Source organism: Mesorhizobium sp. M7A.T.Ca.US.000.02.2.1 (genome assembly GCF_003996995.1).
In the GTDB taxonomy this organism is placed as follows: Bacteria; Pseudomonadota; Alphaproteobacteria; order Rhizobiales; family Rhizobiaceae; genus Mesorhizobium.
Genome location: NZ_RZTT01000109.1, coordinates 1 through 15688, shown reverse-complemented (window position 1 = coordinate 15688; position 15688 = coordinate 1). Strand labels below are relative to the sequence as shown.

General features: G+C 62.4%; 14 protein-coding genes. All 14 read right to left on the bottom strand.

Going from position 1 to position 15688, the window contains the following annotated elements:
* Positions 1-995: phage tail fiber protein (locus EOD15_RS13040; RefSeq protein ID WP_210212193.1), on the bottom strand; the 995-nt coding region annotated here is incomplete at its 3' end.
* A 51-nt stretch (positions 996-1046) separates the two neighbouring features.
* Entirely contained in the window at positions 1047-4811 is a 3765-nt protein-coding gene (locus tag EOD15_RS13035; RefSeq protein WP_127408548.1) for a hypothetical protein, read from the bottom strand.
* 51 nt (positions 4812-4862) lie between these two features.
* Positions 4863-7247 carry a hypothetical protein gene (locus tag EOD15_RS13030; RefSeq protein ID WP_127408547.1) on the bottom strand — a complete coding sequence of 795 codons (2385 nt, stop codon included), beginning with the start codon at positions 7245-7247 and terminating at the stop codon, positions 4863-4865.
* 2 nt (positions 7248-7249) lie between these two features.
* Positions 7250-7771, bottom strand: a complete 522-nt coding sequence (locus EOD15_RS13025; RefSeq protein WP_127408546.1) for a hypothetical protein — start codon at positions 7769-7771, stop codon at positions 7250-7252.
* On the bottom strand, positions 7771-8238 hold the full coding sequence (locus tag EOD15_RS13020; protein ID WP_127408545.1) for a hypothetical protein: 468 nt from the start codon (positions 8236-8238) through the stop codon (positions 7771-7773). Before EOD15_RS13020 ends, EOD15_RS13025 begins: the two co-directional genes overlap by 1 nt.
* Positions 8238-10658, bottom strand: a complete 2421-nt coding sequence (locus EOD15_RS13015; protein ID WP_127408544.1) for a hypothetical protein — start codon at positions 10656-10658, stop codon at positions 8238-8240. Before EOD15_RS13015 ends, EOD15_RS13020 begins: the two co-directional genes overlap by 1 nt.
* Positions 10658-11224, bottom strand: coding sequence for a hypothetical protein (locus EOD15_RS13010; RefSeq protein ID WP_127408543.1), 567 nt, complete (start codon positions 11222-11224; stop codon positions 10658-10660). Before EOD15_RS13010 ends, EOD15_RS13015 begins: the two co-directional genes overlap by 1 nt.
* A gap of 62 nt (positions 11225-11286) precedes the next feature.
* Complete coding sequence (locus EOD15_RS13005) at positions 11287-12216, bottom strand: phage capsid protein (protein WP_206618630.1); 930 nt, start codon at positions 12214-12216, stop codon at positions 11287-11289.
* Positions 12217-12466: 250 nt separating this feature from the next.
* Positions 12467-13666: an SGNH/GDSL hydrolase family protein gene (locus tag EOD15_RS13000; protein WP_127408542.1), complete on the bottom strand. Its 1200-nt coding sequence runs from the start codon at positions 13664-13666 to the stop codon at positions 12467-12469.
* Positions 13667-13722: 56 nt separating this feature from the next.
* The gene (locus tag EOD15_RS12995; RefSeq protein WP_127408541.1) at positions 13723-13983 is read right to left on the bottom strand and encodes a hypothetical protein; all 261 of its coding nucleotides are present in this window, start codon (positions 13981-13983) and stop codon (positions 13723-13725) included.
* A 204-nt stretch (positions 13984-14187) separates the two neighbouring features.
* Positions 14188-14544, bottom strand: a complete 357-nt coding sequence (locus EOD15_RS12990; RefSeq protein ID WP_127408540.1) for a hypothetical protein — start codon at positions 14542-14544, stop codon at positions 14188-14190.
* Positions 14513-14767, bottom strand: a complete 255-nt coding sequence (locus EOD15_RS12985) for a hypothetical protein (RefSeq protein WP_127408539.1) — start codon at positions 14765-14767, stop codon at positions 14513-14515. The genes EOD15_RS12990 and EOD15_RS12985 overlap by 32 nt, the downstream gene beginning before the upstream one ends.
* Positions 14764-15171, bottom strand: coding sequence for an N-acetylmuramoyl-L-alanine amidase (locus tag EOD15_RS12980; protein ID WP_281035558.1), 408 nt, complete (start codon positions 15169-15171; stop codon positions 14764-14766). The genes EOD15_RS12985 and EOD15_RS12980 overlap by 4 nt, the downstream gene beginning before the upstream one ends.
* A 20-nt stretch (positions 15172-15191) precedes the next feature.
* A partial coding sequence (locus EOD15_RS12975; RefSeq protein WP_210212192.1) for a hypothetical protein occupies positions 15192-15688 on the bottom strand: 497 nt, incomplete at its 5' end.

Sequence of the window (15688 nt, the reverse complement as noted above, 5' to 3'; positions counted from 1 at the left end):
TGCCCAGCGAGCGCGTACAGAGTGTCGAAGTAGGTCTTGAGCGTGGCCTTGACGTTTGCCCACGTAATCTTCCCGAGAGCCCAAGACGCGGCAGAGCGGGTGAACCCCATCTCGTCAGCGTCGGCGACAGACTGCGTGGAGGCAGCGTGAATCTGGGCCTCAACGGGAGTGTTCGTCCCGGCAGACGCAGCAGCGGCGGCGGCACTGGCGGCAGCGGCGGTCCGGTCGAGCCCCGTCTGCACCCTATCAGCAGCGGTAGCCACCTTATCCTGACCCGTCTGCACCCTATCGGCAGCGGTAGCAGCCTTGTCGAGGCCGGTCTGGACACGATCAGCAGCGGTCGCGGCCTTATCCAGCCCCGTCTGCACACGGTCGGCAGCGGTGCCGGTCTTGTCAGTGCCCGTCTGTGTCCGGTCTAGGCCGGTCTGCACACGGTCGGCAGCGGTGGCTACCTTGTCGGCGTCTGCGGCGTTCTTGTAGCCGAGGGTCGTGGCCTTGTCGGCAGCGACGGTGGCCTTATCGGCGGCAACGTCGGACTTGTAGCCGGCAACGATTCCCTTGTCGCTTGCCACGGTGCCCTTATCGGCGGCCACAGTAGCCTTGTCAGCAGCAACGGTCACACGGTCGGCAGCTACAGCCACGCGATCGAGACCCGTCTGTACGCGGTCCGCAGCGGTGCCGGCGGCGGTCACGTAAGCCTGCTCCTCGGCGAAGTAGATGGCCTGCTTCACGAGGTCGTTGTAGGAGGCCGCAGGGACCGGCTTGTTGTTCTGGAGGGTGGCTAGAGGCACCGAGGGAGTGTCACGATAGACCTCGACGCGGATGCCGGAGCCGGGAGCGGGCGATACGCGGATCATGCCAGCGTTTACCCAAGTCTTTGCGACCACGACCCCGTTGACCTTGACGCCCACATGGGCCTGTCGAAGGTAGGGGAAGGTCACCTGAAAGTCGGTCACCGAACCGTTGCCGGCGGTGATGTTAGGTGTGTATGCCATTGCGTCCTTCAAAGGAGGAAGGCCCCCGGAGGTCATCCGAGGGCCATTGAGTTAGCGGTTGCGAGGTGTCTCGCGACGGTCCTCAATCAAGTGGGAGAACAGCGCCGAGAAGGGCAGGAAGTTGCCTAGCGGTGCGAAGGCACTCCAGCCGGCGCGAAGCTCGGACTGGGCCATCTCACGGCCTTCTGTGGTGCTGCGGATCACGCCTTTGGAGAACCGGGCGGCGTCGGCCACCATGTTTCCTGCCGGAGCGCCGAACAGGGCGTCCTGGGGGGCACCGGAAGCGCGGGCAGAGCCGAACTGGGCTCCCACCGGGGTCCACATTAGGGCGCTGTCCATTAGCATCGGCAGTATCGAGGAGGTAGCCGTGCGGGCGAAGCCGTTCTTGGCCAGGTTCACCGGGTCAAGGGTCTCCTCGAAATACTTGTCGTAGCCTTCGTCAGTCGCCAACTGGGGAGCCTGACGGACTGCGAAAGTGGCCGTACCGAATGCCATCTCGCCGACCAGAGCGACCGCCATGCGGGGGTCCATATGGTTGATCGCGTAGAGGGTGGACTTCGACCAAGCTCCCAGCACGAAGCTGCGGAACTGGGTGAACAGCGAGGCCACCGGGTTGCTCATCCACTTCGCCAAGCCGCCCACGTCGTTGGTTTGAACGAGGCGGTCGGTGTATCGGTTGATGAGGTAGGAGAACTCGGTGACGGCCTTCGGGTCCCACTTGTTTGAGCCGAGGGACACGAGCTTCTTACCGTCCCTCTCGGCGTGTTCGAGGAGGCTTCCGAAGATCAGCTTGGCCTGCTCATCGCCGATGCCTGCCGCTGCCAGCCGCTCCTTGCCTTTGCCGGCCAGCTTGGTGAGGTCAAACCCGCCCCAGTCGACAGAGGTCTTGCGAGCCATGTCAAACAGGTGTTGGGCCACGGCCTTGGCCGCCCACTTCTGCTGGTAGTCCTGAATGCCTCTCATTAGGGACACTTCGGCGGTCATGCGCTGGCCCCAGTCGAGGGCCATGTCCATGCCGTTAGCCAGCCGGGAGGCTGCACCGGCACCGATCCGGTCGTCGGCGAAGCGGAAGTCGAACTTACCGACCAGCCCGTCCAGACCGATCCCGGTCATGTGTTCCAGCTCGCCGAGCAGGGCGTCCCTCTTGGGGATCGAGCGGCCCGTTTCGTCCACCATGCGGCGGATGGCGGGGAGCTGCTGCATGGACGCGCGGAAGCCCGTCATCGACGCCACCTTCCAGCTTTCCTGCACCTGATTGAGGCCCATGTTGGACATCAGGCGGATGAACTGGAGTGTCTTGAAGCGGCGAACCCACTGGGCGTAAGCCTTCTCTTGGCCGTACACTGGGATGCCGTTGATCCGCTTCCAGCCGAAGTCGATGTTCTCGATTGCGTTGGCCATCTTGGACTGCACCTCCGCGATAGGCTTGCCGGTTTGGCGGAACCCCTCGCGGACCCAGTTCTTGAACTTGGTCAGGTCGGCCTCGGAGCGGATGCCGTCGAAGATCAGCTCGTCCGTCACCGGATCGCGCACCTTCATGTCCGCGAACGCCACACGTCCCGACATGGTGCGGGCGTAGCGATGGTCGAGGAACTCGGCGTCCTGAATGAACAGGTCGTCCATCTTCAGCGGGATCATGCTGCCGTCCTTGCCGCGTACGTTGGCGGCGTAGTCGTATTTCATGACCGTGCGGCGCTTCAGGTAGCCGACACCCTTGTCCCCGTCAGAGGTCTTCTTGGTCTCGTCAACGACACCCGAGAACAGGTCGTAAACCTTGTCCAGGTCCTCGTCGGCCAAGCCGTCGCTCTCCTTCAGGGATTGCTTGAAGGCGTCCTTGAATGCCTGCTTGTCGCCCAGCCCTAGTGCCCCGGCGATGCTGTCCTCAATGCCGTAGCCGGCCTTCCGGATATTAGCCCAGTAGCCCTTCGCCATCTTCTTCAGCAGGCTGTCCTCAATCTCGCCATGGGCACGGCGGATGCTCTCGGCGATGAACTTGTGCATGGTGTCCTCGTCCACCAATCGGTCGAGTTCGGAGATGCGGTTGTGGTCAGCGACCTTCGGCGAGTAGAAGCCCTTCTGCTTGACCGAGAGACCGGGGAAGGCGCGTTCCAGTTCACCAGCCCAAGCGTCGTAGAACTGCTTGCGGGCCGATGCGGCCTTGACGATGTGAGGGCTAACGTCGGGCGAGGGATGCTCATCCACCATGAAGGCGTTGACCGCCCGGTGGAACTCGTCGGCCTTGCGGGCGCGGGCGAGGGGGTTGAGCAGAGACGAGCCTTCGGCCACGTAGTCGCGGAGAGCGACCTGATAGACCGAGTTGCGGTTGCCCATCAGCTTGCGTTCCATCGCCACAGCACGGACCGACGTAGGGGCGTCCAGAACGGCGTGGCCTTTGGTGCCGGCACTCTCCTCGAACATGGCGAAGCCTGCGAGGCGGGCACGGGGGTTCTCGCTCGTGGTGAGCTGTCCGGCCACGTCGAAGCGGAGCTTTCCGCCGAAGCCGCGATCCACCGCAGCGTCGTCAATCCCCCAGTCCGTCGGATCGAACGGTACGATCCTGTCCGTGTTGCGGGCAGCGCCGGCAGAGCCGACATCACTCACAACGGAAGGCATGTTGGACTGGAGAGCCCGCGCCTTGGCCTGCTCGATGGCGTCGAGGCCGGTCTTGGTCATCATGTCCCGCTCAACGGCAGTCGCCGGGTTGCGAGCCAGCGGACCTGTCAGGCCCCCGAGCAGCGCCCCTACGCCGAACGCTGCGAGCGCGTCGGTGTGTGGATCATCGAGACCGTACTTGGCCCCTAGCTCCAGCGCGGCATTGCTTGCGCCGCCCATAAGGGCACCGCCAAGGATCTTCGTGACGAATGTGCGGCCAATGGCCATGGAACCGTTGACGACGCCTCCGGCGGCCACGAGAGGCAGCAGTACAGGGTCGGCGATGCCGGAGAGAACTCCAGCCGTCAGGGAGCTTGCGGTGCCCGACTTGTCGGCCCTTACGTCCCGGTCGGCCATCTCCGTGGCGTACTTCAGCCGGAGGTTCCGGTTGTACTCCGAGGTGCCGGTTAGCACGTAGTCGTGATACTGCTCCGGGACGGTCTCCGTAATGTGCTTCCACTGGTCCTCGGTCCAGCCGTTATCGTGAGGATCGACTGCACCTTGAGTGGCCCAGCGGTAGATTTTGGCGGTGTACCAATTCTGCGCACCGCTGTCATAAATCTGGTCGCTCCAAGAGGTGTAAGGCTGGGGGCCTCGGGCGGCCTCATCGGCTTTCTGCTGGGTGACATCGACGAGCGTTGGGGCCGGCGGTGTGCGGCTCTGGTCATAGGTGTTGTAGTTGGTCTGTGGCGCGTCGGTGTCGGTGTAGGGGTTTGCGACCTGGGGCACGTAGTTGCCGCCGAGGAGCGCCGCAGCTTTGGCCTTGTGGGCCTCCATCTGCTGCTCAACCTTGTCCCGGACAGTGCCCGGTGCGCCGCCCGCCGCCGCGTCAGAGCGGTCGTAGAGGCCGGGGGCGCCAGCGTTGATGGTGGAGTACAAATCGAGCAGGCCCATTCCGGGCTTGAAGCCGCTGTCGACCAGATAGTTGGCCGAGGCGTGAACGGCGTCCTCCTCGGACATGCCCTTGTAGTAGCCGTACTTCTGGCGCTGCGGCTCGCCCATCTGGATGAGCCCCCGGTGCTGACCCCATTTGGTCGTCGGGCCTTTCTGCCAGATGTCGAAAGTGCCGCCCGTCTCGTAGGACATGACGGTGGCAAAGTCTTGCGGGTCAGCGCCGATCCGCAGAGCTTCATTCTTGATGGCCTCGGAGAGGCTGGCGCTCATGTGTTCTCCTGAAAAGAAAAGACCCCGGTGGTGAGCCGGGGCCTTGAGGGGTTAGTCGAAGGACCGCCCGATACCTCGGGGTCCCTTGAACAGCTTCTTGGGTGCTGTCGGCGGCTTGAATGGGTTGTTGAAGTTCGACAGCTCCTCCTCGTAGTTTTTGCGGAGGCGCTTGGCGACGTAGCCGGTGACGACGCCGTGGGTCTTGCTGTGCTTCAGCTCCCACTCCTCGACGGTCTTGCGGCGGTCTTCCATAGCCGACCAAAGCTTGGCGCGGGCCTCCTTGCGGGTGGCCACGTCAGCGGCTCTTGCGGCCTCGTGCTGGGCGGTGACTTCGCGGCCTATCTCGGAACGCTTCTTAGCCAGATCGTTGAGCCCGATGCGGGACCCGAAATTCAACGGGCCGCCCTTGGTCTTGCTCATCACGATCCACTGGCCGGACGCGAACTTGTCGATGTATAGGTCACTCTCGTCCGGGATGCCCTCGGCCTTGCCGAACACCGTGAAGGCGTCCTTCAATGCCCGCTGGAACAACTCGGGGGCGTCCTTGGGGAGCCCATCTTCGTCAATGACGATCTTGCCGTTCAGCTCGAACGAATGGTTCTGGAGCTTGTCCATAACCTTCTGCTTTGCGGTGTCCCTGTCGAGGCCCCTTGCGGTGTAGTTGTTGAGCTGGTCCTGCACCCACGCCTCGTTGTCGCGGCTGGGGCCGGCGTCGTAGTCGAGGCTGTTGAGAACCTTCTTGGTATCGTCAGCCAGGTCGTCCGGTGACAGCTTCCCGAGAGCCCGTTGTGTGGGCGTCCGGTTGGACTGCTGCGCGGCGTAAATCAGGGCGTCTTCGGGTCCCATAAGGTCGTTGCGGGCGACGGAGTAGTTCTGGAGGAACTCTGCCGATTTGCTGTCCGAGACCAACTTGTCGGCATAGGCCGGGTTGATGTCTTCGAGCTGCCGATAGTCCTCCGCGATGCCGCCGAGGTACTTCGAGACCTCGCCCTTCTCCAGCGTTCTCGAGATGGACGATTGGACCTGAAGGGAGTTGAACTTCTTCTGGAGGTCCTCGTCCACGATCCCGTTGCCGTCGAACCACGCCACGCGCTTTTTCAGCACTTCCTCTTTGGCCTGTTTGGGATCGACGTTGTTGGCGACGAGCTTGTCCTCCATCTCTTTGAACTGTGACAGCTTGCGCCCGACCACGGCGTCCTGCTGGTCCTTGGCCGTCAGGGTCTTCATGTTGCCATCAGGCCCCATGTACTCCACGTCCTTGAGTCGCTGGGCACCCCCGAGGGTCTCCAGTTCGGCGTAGGCGTTGGCTACAGCCTGTGTGCGCTGGCCGGTGGACTGGAAGGCCGTGCGGCGCTTCTCCTCCTCCCGTGCCTGCCCTGCGAGAAGCTGGGCCTTGTTGCGCTTGGAGCTTTCGAGGTACTGGGCGGCCATGCTGTCGTTGAGCCACTCGTTGCCGGGTGTCTCCTTGGCCTTGACGATCTGCTCCTCGGTGAGCCGGCCATACATGGCGTCCTCATCGAGCTGCGAGCGGGTCTTGAAGCTGGTAGCGTTGGCGGCCTGCTGCTGCTCCGTCTCGGCCCTCTGGATGAGCGAAAGGCCCTTGTCCGTGTAGCCGGAGACTTCGAGCAGGGGACCGATTCCTCCCCGCTTGTTGTTGAGGAGCGCCTTGACCAGCTCGGGGCGGCCCTTCAGCGCGTACTCCTCGGCGAGGCGGAACAGCGTGTCGTTCTGCGACTTGCCATCGAGACCGCGGAATGTCCGGTTCTCTCCCGACTGCTTGATGATCGCGTCAGCGATTTCCTCGGGCTTCTTGTTACCGGCAATCCCGTCGTCGGCGATCATGCGGAACTCGTCCACGACGGCGGTGTCCCGCTCGGCCATGGTGTTTTCCATCTTCCGCTTGAGGTCCTGTTCGCCGAACTGCTGGGTCCAGCCGTCAGTACCCCGGAAGAAGGCCGCCTGCATTGCCTGATCCGGCAAGCCCTTGGCGTACTTCTGGCGCTCGCCCTCAACCCACGAGTTGAAATCGCCGGTAGCTTGGTCGAAGCCACCGTTGTTGTACTGCTCGGTGATATGCTGGCGGAACTCGTAGGCCGCCTTGGAGCCGACCAGCGACAGAACGCCATCCTTCTGGATGCGGTTCTTGGCGTCGGGCATGGTGTTAACGACTTCTTCCAGCGACTTGCCGGCGATGCTGTCAGAGAAAGCCCTGTTGGCCTCACTGTCGGGGTCCTTGTCAGAACGGGCAGATGCCGCGCCGAACTGCTGAAGGGCGTTGTTGAGGCCCCCTAGGCTGTCTGCGAGGGCCTGAAGATTGCCCCCCACTTGCTTCTGCTGGGGGCGAACATAGGTGCTGCCGGGGACCCCGGTGGGGGCGATGGCGACGGGCCGAATGTTTGGTGCCGCCACGCCAGTGCCAAATAGTCCTTCTGCCATGTTTAGCCTCGTGTCTTGGAGTTGCTGTAGGCGCTCAAGCCAGAGCTGAACGCATTGAGGAGGTACGGAGCGAAGCTGGGCTTCTCCGGCAGAGGCATGGAGTTGATCTGGTTCTGACCGCCGGCCTCGGCTGCGATCTTCTCACCACGCAGGAACCCACGGTTCATCTGCTGATTGGTGTCGAGAGCTGCATCGCTGCGTCCCTTCTGCGCGTACATGTCCTGTAGGACCGACGAGACCGAGAGACCGCTGACGTTCCCTTCAGCAGCCGCAGCCTCCACAGAGGCCGCCGCTTGGGCCGCTTCGATGTTGGTTTCGGTCTTCTGTTGGACCATCGCCGCGTCCTCTTGCTGGGCACGGATATTGAGGTTGGCGTATTGGTTTTCAGCCGCCTTGGAGGCGTTGATTGCGTTCTGCTGCATCTCCTGCATACGCTGATCGTACTGGGCGCTGGAGGCAGCGTAGCCCATACCGGCTTGGGCAATGCCAAGGCCGATGGACGCGATTGTGATGAAGTCGCACATTAGGCGATCCTTGCAAATTCATAGACGGGGACCGCGTTCGGTCCGCACTCGTACTTGTGGAGGAGGGTGAAGCCCAGCCAGCGGAGCCACTTGACGTGGACTTCGTTGCGGGCGTCGCAGATGTTGTAGAGCGTGTCGAAGCGTCGGTGGAACTCGGCGAGGACATCGCGGGAGCCTCGCAGGAAAGCCATCTTCCGGCTCTCCACGAGGGTCGTCCCGCTCATCCAGACCACGCCGTTGCCGCGTAGGTCGGGGACCACGCCAGCAATGCCCACCAGAGACCCGTCATGGTCCCGTAAGGTGAACGAGGGTTCCGACATCAGTACCCCGAGGAGGAAGTGCTGGAGGGCCGGACGACCGCCCAGCTCCTCCACTTCACGGCGATCCTCTGGCCTAAGCAGTCGGTCGAGTTCCCGCGCGTCGGCGGCAGTCGAGGCCGTTACAAGGCCATGAGGTGTTATCGTCATCAGTATCCTTTTGGGTAAGCCCCGCCTGTCCACCTGTAGGAGAGGACCGAGTAGGGGTAGGGGCCGGAGTTCTCGAACCGGATCGTCACGTCGTCAGCCGCCGCCATGATCGACAGAGCCTTCGTCAGCTTCCCCACGATGAGGGAGCCTAGGACGCTCGTCTTGGTGCCCACGATGGCCGCCGATAGACGGTGCACGAAGGAGGGGCGGTAGCTGCGCGTCAGGGTCACGTCGAGGCCCACGCTAGGCCCTGTGTCGAAGCGCATGGAGGCAACCTTCAGCTCCACTCCAGGCACCGCGTTCCCACTGGTCCCGTCCCTCTGCTTCTCACGAACGACGAACGGAGACATGATCCCGTAGGCTTGGTAGGGGAACCCCACGTAGGCCGAGAGGCCCCCGTAGTTGCCCGAGACGACCAGAGAGGTGCCTGCGGAGGAGACCACGGTCGGCTGGGTGCCGAAGTCCGTGCCGGTGTTCAGGACCGCGATGGCCCCTGCTGCCGGATAGGGAGTGGTGTAGGTGGTCTGATCAGTGCCGGAGTTGTAGGCCCCGGTCAGGGTCGTGCGGCGGTCGAGCAGGAGGATAGCCGGCTTGCTGTCGGTCCACGCCTCGTGGCAGTTGATGCCGAGGTGTTCGACGTAGGTCCCGTCAGAGACGACTGCGACCAGCTCCTCACCTATGAACTTCAGGGCCTTGACGTTGGTGGGCATAGCCCATTTTTGCCACGCGGACTGGGCCTTGTTCTGCCCGATCCAGAGCCATTTGTAGGTGTAGATCGTGGTCGGGTCCGAGCTGGAGACCATGGCCAGGAGCTTGAGGTCTTCGTCCCCATCCATCATGAACACGCCGGTCGGCACGTAGCCGTGGCAATGCTCGTTGATCGAGGGGGCCTCCTGAATGGTTTCGTCCTGCACGTTGACGAACTCGTGGACGAAAGCGCCGCTGTCGGTGTCGTTGACGAAGAACAGCTTGTTGCCGCAGGGGACAGGGCGGGCCTTTGAGCTGGACCTGTTCGACAGGGTAGGCACGAAGCTCGCGGTCTTCTGCGAGAATATGTCGCCGCCCTTCATTCGGAACGGGATCGATTGGGTGAAGATGATCAGCTCGCCGGCCAGTGAAACCGCGTGGTAGGCGGTGGACACGTCGTCGTAGGAGATCGCTTGGTCAATCGGGTCCGTATCAAGACCCGTCAGAATGGTCTCACGGAAGAAGTTGAAGAACTCACCGACACGGGAGAACACGATGTTCTCGCCGGACAGGATTCCCAACCGGTTGTGAGCGAAGGCGAAGCCGTTGATCGTGGAGCCGACGAAAGACGGCCAATCATTGGTGGTGCTGTCGCCGACTGCCCGGTCTGCCCAGTCGCCCTGTCGGAAGGTGAAGGTCCCGTTGCTTTCACGCACAAGGACGTGAGGCATGGTGGACTTGTCCATCCCGAGCTTCTCGCCCGCGCCCACGCACTCTTTCCAACGACCGAGGCCGTCTGTGGCCCCTTGCTGGAATTGGACCCAATAGTCGTCGTAGTCGGTGTCGTCGCTGCCGGCCACTTTGAGGGTGAAACCTACAGGGGCCTTTCGGGGAAGCTCGGCGAAGTCCTTCACGAAACCCTTGTGGGCGCGGAAGGCGGTATCGCGGCCCTCGGCCTCACACGAGATGGTGAAATCGGCGCCTGTGAGGTTCTTCAGGTAGACCACGTTGTCGTAAAGGGTCACCGACCAGACCGCAGGGTTTAGTGTCTGGAGGCCGCCAGCGATGATGCTGTCGCCCATTTCTGCGTTTCCGGGGGCCGCTCCTCGCCAAGGCGTTAGCGGAGTGCCGTTGGCAAGTCCGTAAGCGATGGACGCCGGGGTGGCCTGCCGCTCGGATTGGCGCACGTCGAGGTCGTCTGTTCCTGGCCCACCGTTGGTGAGGTACGAGGCGATTTCAACGCCGTTCAGGACGATGCGGTACTTGGTGTGATACTCGCCAGCTACGACGTGAAGCAGCGCGGACTTCTCCAGCGCCGCAGAGGAGGTGGCCGCTTGGGCAACAACCTTCTTCTTGTTCACAATAAAGGTGTGGTCGGCGACGGTCAGGGCCTCGTAGTCGGAGGGGGAGCTGACGCCGGACAGGTATCCGTTACCGTTTGGTGCGGTGACTGTCTTGGCGGTGCCGGCGAGGTCATGGACGACGACCCCCGAAGGGCTCATTCGGACCACGTAACGCTCCGTCGTGTCTCGGTCGATCAGATGATAGGCGGTGTTGGCCGCCGGGGCACCAGCTACGCGCCCCTTCAGGATCGCAGGGTTCCGGGGGACGAGGTTCCGGGTCACCGTGGGAAACTGGTTTACGCTCTCTTGGAGCTGCGAGGGGAGACGGACTTCTGGAGCTTGGCGACTTACGCCGTTGATGAGGTTGGGTGAGCCGCCTTCAGCTCGCATTAGCTTCTCCTAGCGATGGTCTGGATTGAGGCGTTGTTGAGGAGGTTGAAATCGCCGGCCCTGATTTCGGCACGGACAAAGGCGTTGTTCGCTCGGGCGAGGTTGCGCTGACGCGAGGGCGTCGTGGCCTCGGCTCCGGGGAAGCCTTCAATGAACCGTTCGATGGCGAGGGCGGTGATGTACCGGCGGGCCACGCTGGGGAGTTCGTCCCACGGGCGGTGCCACAGGATTTCGCAGCTCACGGCGGACGTGAAGACGTAGGTCTTTTTGTCCCTGTCGTAGAGCCGCTCGCCGACCTGAATGATGTCACCGTCAGTGCTGTCAACGTCGAGAGCATTGCCGGGGATGGTGACGAAGCCGCCGACACCGGGGGAGAGCATCACGTCGGTCTCGAAGTTGAACCAACGGGGCTCCTCTTGGACCTGTCGGGACTGGTTTCGGAGTACGGATAGGGCGGTGTTGCCGGACGGCGGGAGGTCCTCCAGATCGGACACGGGGTCCTCACCGATGGATGCCAGTAGTTCGTTCACGGCGTCGAGTTCGGATGCGGGTCCGAGAGTTTCCATAGTACCTCACAAAAAAATAGCCGAGGCCCCCAAAGGGACCCCGGCGATTTGGTTAGGCTGGATTACGCAGCCGTGACTTCGATGGCCATTTCCGGACGCAGAATGCCGTGACCGACCGCGAAGCGGGCGACCAGAGCGGTAGCCTGCCAGAGGGTCAGGTACTCGGACTGCATCGAGAGGGACATCAGGCGGCAGGTGCCGATGGCGCTGCGGTGGAAGATCGACATCGCCGTGGTCGAGAAGTTGCCCTGATACTTGGCCGGACCGGTGGTCACGTTCGAGTTCGGGACGTTGTTCGACTTCACGATGTTGATGCCGGCGAGGCTTTCGATCTTGCCGTCAGCGATACCACCGCGACCACCCCAGTCCTTGTTGACCAGATCGGTCGTGGCCGCAGCCGCGTAGAAGGTGACCGGCTTCACGAAGGCGTTACGGTCGCTGTCAACGATGTTGTTCTCATCGAACTTCTGCGCCGCTGCGAACAGGGCGTTCTTGATGAGAGCGCCATCGGTGCGGACGTTTGCGCCGCCCGTGATGATCGAACCACCCGGCTCACCCGTGATGGTAGCCGAAGCGCGGGCCGCGAGGACAGCCGTGCGGGCGACGTTCGTGTCGAACGCCAGAGCGAGGGCTTCACCGAGCTGCTTGGTGTACTCGGAGCGCACGTCGTAGTGCGACTTGGCCTCGTCAATGTCCGCGATCATGACGTTAGCCAGGAGCAGGTCGTCAATGGTGATCACGCGCTCGTTGTGAGCGATCGGCGTACCGGTGAGCTGGGTGCCCGGAGTGTGGTAAGCCGCCGTGATGCGACCGGTGGCCGGGAACTGGGCCGACTTGCCGGAAGCGATTTCGCGGATCAGGTGCTTGTCCTGATACACGCAGTTCATGTTGAAGGCCGTGAGGACTTCGCCCGAAAAGATTTTCAGGTTGAGTGCGTCAACGTCACCGGCGAGGTTAACTTGGCCGATGCGAGAGACTGAAAGGTCTGCCATTTTAGTGTTTTCCTGTGTGCGATTGGAGGGATGATCGGTCCGACCAGAAGCGCCCCGCAGGAACACGAGATTGTCCGCTCAAGGCCCCCCTCGGGGAGCTGTTGGCGGGTCAAGGTTCTGTTTGGTGTTTCTTGGGAACCTGTAAGGGGCCGAAGCCCCAAGTCGCCGCCGAGTGGGCAGCACGACTATGGTCCAATCATTCACAGGAGGAGGGGCGGCACTTGCTATGCAGAGGTGCCGTCCGTGTCAGTTATGTCCTCACAAATCGTGAGGGGTCTACAGCGCCGCTTGCTTGGATCGCGGCGTATCCGAAAGAGGACGCATGGAGGCCGTCAGCGGTCCATTTACTGGCCGTGCCGTCGAACTTCCATTTGCCGCTATTGCGGGCAGTTTCGACCTGATCGGCTATCTCGAAGAAGCCGTCAGAGTTTGCCACCCCGGCGCGTATCGCGTCGTTGTAGGCGGCGATCTGTGCTGCGTTCGTGTTGAGCGTCTGGCCGGTGGCCGTGGCCCAACTGTCACTGCTGGTACTCGAAGGCGAGGTCGTGGAGGTGAAGCGCCGCTTCCCCGAGAAGTACCCGAGGATAGTTTGCTGTTCACCGAGGACCGTGGCCGCTGTCTTGTTCTGCCCGGTGCCGGAGCGAAGGGCGTTGATCGCGGTCTGGACCACGACGTGTGAACAGTACTGCTGGAGGGCCTGCCTTCGGACGCTGGAGGCGATGAACTCGGACAGGGTGTCACCAGCCGAGCCGGCGTTGATGTAGGCCAGAGAGGGGCCGATTGACCGGGCCAGTTCCCCTGTATCTCCGGCAGCGTTGAAGAAGTCCCCGAAGCCCGCCACTCGACTGTCGCCGATGAGGAGGACTGAAGGCTTTCGTGTGTTGCCGATGATGGCCGTGGGGTGGAATATGGCGGCGTCGTTCGTCGTCTTATTGGGGACCAGAGTGCCACCCATCGTCTTGTCGGTTATACCGGACGCGGCGTACTCATAGGCTTCACCGTTCGCGAAATCGCAGGTCCAGAAGTTGGAGCCGGCGGTGGCGTCCGCAAACACGATGGAGTGCGTGGCGACCGCGTAGGTGCGGACCCAAAAGCCTTCGCCGTTTGGAATGTTGACCGACACCCAGTCAGACAGCAGCGGGACAGTGCCCGTCGCAAGTCCAGAGGTGGCCCCGGCGAACAAAACTTGGGTGAACGTGCCTGCCGGGTACTCGATAGACGCCTTGTAGCTGATGTTGCCGGTGACGCTGGTCTCCAGCTTAGTGGAGGTGCGATACCAAAACCAAGCCGGAAGCTCGATCTTGAGAGACGTGATGTCGTCTCGGGCAATGTGGTAGGTGCGGCTGTTCGCCTGCTTATTGGTGGTCGAAAGGTTGGTCGGAATGCGACAACGGGTTGCCACCTGTCCGAGGTAGATAGACGGCAACGAAGTACTGGTCAGGCCAAACATGATGCTCGCCAGTACCGAACCCACAGGAGCCCGCATGACGGGCTTAACGTGAGCCATTAGACGTACAGGTTGACTGTGATGGTGCCCGACGTGTAGCCACCCGCCTTGACGCCGGCACGGAAGAACCAGCCGGAGCCGGCACGTCCTGTCTTCTCGGCAGGGGCGGTGTAGCTGTCCACGTCGGCCCACGTGATGCCGTCCTTAGAACGCTGCACGACGACCGTAGCGGCGAAGGTGCCGGAGATGCTGATATCGAACTCGTCGCCGGCCTGAACGTAGACGGCGGGGGTGAAGGTGTTCTGTGCGGTGATGTCCATTATTTTGCCTTGTGTGTGAACGCCTCGTAGAAGGCGATAAGGCGCTTTCCGCAGGCCACCTTTTGGGCCTCGGAGAGCTTCAAGGACGCGACCAGTTCAAGCACCTGTTTCTTGGTCATGGCTCCCTTCTTGGGGGCCGCGACGATCAGATCGAAGCAGACGCGAATGTCGGCGGGGATCGGGGGGAGGGTAGTTGGCTGGAGCTTAGTTCCAGAGGTCGCGCAGGCGGTCAACGTCAGCGCCGCTAAGGCACTCATGCAGACCATCCGCGATGCTTTCCGCATAGTCATGCAGGGCGTCTTTCCGTTTCTGGAGTTCGGTGAAGGCGAGGGCGTCAGCAGCGGCTTTCTTCTGGTCGGCCAACAGGGCCGCGTCAGTCAGCTTTCGGGCGCGTTCGGACGCCTTGAGGTTCTCCTGAAGGGTCTCGATCTGATGCTTCTGGTTGGCTTCGGTCTTGCCGGCCTCGTAGAGGCGCCAGCCAGCGAATGCGAGTGCGGCCATGACGGCAGCGAACGCGATGGCCTTCCAGTTACGGAGTGCCCACGTCAGAATTGCCAGCATAGGGCGTCTCCTGTGAGTTATTGAAGAAGGCAAGGAAGCGCCGGTAATCCATATGCCCGATGCCCACGTAAGCCCCGTAGAGGGACCCGATCAGGGCGAGGGCCGATGCCACGACAGCGGAGCCTTGCTGGGCATAGACGCCGTAGAAGGCGAGCCCCCAAGCCAGCGCGGTGTTTGCCAGCAGGAATGCCTTCGACGTGCGCCGCTTGGAGGTCTTGTTCATACCAAGTGGCCGAGCGGGTCCTTGCGCACGTCGAACGACGGGCAAGCCTTGGCGGCATACTGGTTGTGGCCGGAGACCTTCGTCAGGCCGTACTTGGCGATGGCGGCCTTGGTGAGGGCAATCATCGTGGCCTTTTGGGCCGGGGTACGGGTATCCTTCGGGGTCTTGGCGTCTTTCGCTAGTCCACCAACGTAGACGTAGCCGATGGTTCCGGAATTGTGACCTTCGACATGGGCACCAATCTGTGCCTCGGGGCGACCGTCATGGACGGAGCCGTCGAGATACACGACCTTGTGGTAGCCGATGCCGGACCAGCCCCGAGCGCGATGCCAAGCGTCGATTTCCTTGACGCTGACTTCGCGGCCCTCGGGAGTGGCGGTACAATGCCAGATCAGTTCTTTGATCGGGCGTATTGTCGTTTTCCTTAGATGCTAGAGCGAGCGAGCTTCTGCTTGACCGCTTCCCGGAAGGCCGGGTCGGAGCGGTACTGCGGCTTGGCCTGATCAGCGAGCATCTGCGCGAGGCTCGTGTAGACCTCGCCACCCGCTGCCGGCGTGTTCGCCTGATTGATCAACCTGGCCGGCGATCCCTTGGCCTTCACGTAGTCGGCCTTGAGGGCCTTGATGGCCTGCTCGGCGCGATTCTTGTCGCCAGAGTTCACGGCGTCGTTGAACACCTTGACCTTCGCAGCGTCATAACCCTGCGCGGCCCAAGCGGTCATCTTGCCGAGTTCTTCAGCGCCACCAGCGGCAGCGTGAGCGGACGTGACATAGGCGTCAGCCTTCGACTTGCGGTACTCGATGAAGTCGTCAACCGTCTCTTTCGGGAAGCCAGCCTTGTCGAGCTTCTCATACGAGGCGTCCGACAGTTTGCCGTCAGCATCGAACTCGGCCTGGAGTGCGTCCATGCCAATGCCAGCGG

Bases quoted from the DNA above. Each gene is read 5' to 3' on its own strand.
- EOD15_RS13000 (WP_127408542.1), bottom strand. From the start codon at position 13,666: ATGTTTGGCCTGACCAGTACTTCGTTGCCGTCTATCTACCTCGGACAG.
- EOD15_RS12990 (WP_127408540.1), bottom strand. From the start codon at position 14,544: ATGCTGGCAATTCTGACGTGGGCACTCCGTAACTGGAAGGCCATCGCG.
- EOD15_RS12985 (WP_127408539.1), bottom strand. From the start codon at position 14,767: ATGAACAAGACCTCCAAGCGGCGCACGTCGAAGGCATTCCTGCTGGCA.
- EOD15_RS13030 (WP_127408547.1), bottom strand. From the start codon at position 7,247: ATGGCAGAAGGACTATTTGGCACTGGCGTGGCGGCACCAAACATTCGG.
- EOD15_RS13020 (WP_127408545.1), bottom strand. From the start codon at position 8,238: ATGACGATAACACCTCATGGCCTTGTAACGGCCTCGACTGCCGCCGAC.
- EOD15_RS13015 (WP_127408544.1), bottom strand. From the start codon at position 10,658: ATGCGAGCTGAAGGCGGCTCACCCAACCTCATCAACGGCGTAAGTCGC.
- EOD15_RS13035 (WP_127408548.1), bottom strand. From the start codon at position 4,811: ATGAGCGCCAGCCTCTCCGAGGCCATCAAGAATGAAGCTCTGCGGATC.
- EOD15_RS12995 (WP_127408541.1), bottom strand. From the start codon at position 13,983: ATGGACATCACCGCACAGAACACCTTCACCCCCGCCGTCTACGTTCAG.
- EOD15_RS13005 (WP_206618630.1), bottom strand. From the start codon at position 12,216: ATGGCAGACCTTTCAGTCTCTCGCATCGGCCAAGTTAACCTCGCCGGT.
- EOD15_RS13010 (WP_127408543.1), bottom strand. From the start codon at position 11,224: ATGGAAACTCTCGGACCCGCATCCGAACTCGACGCCGTGAACGAACTA.
- EOD15_RS13025 (WP_127408546.1), bottom strand. From the start codon at position 7,771: ATGTGCGACTTCATCACAATCGCGTCCATCGGCCTTGGCATTGCCCAA.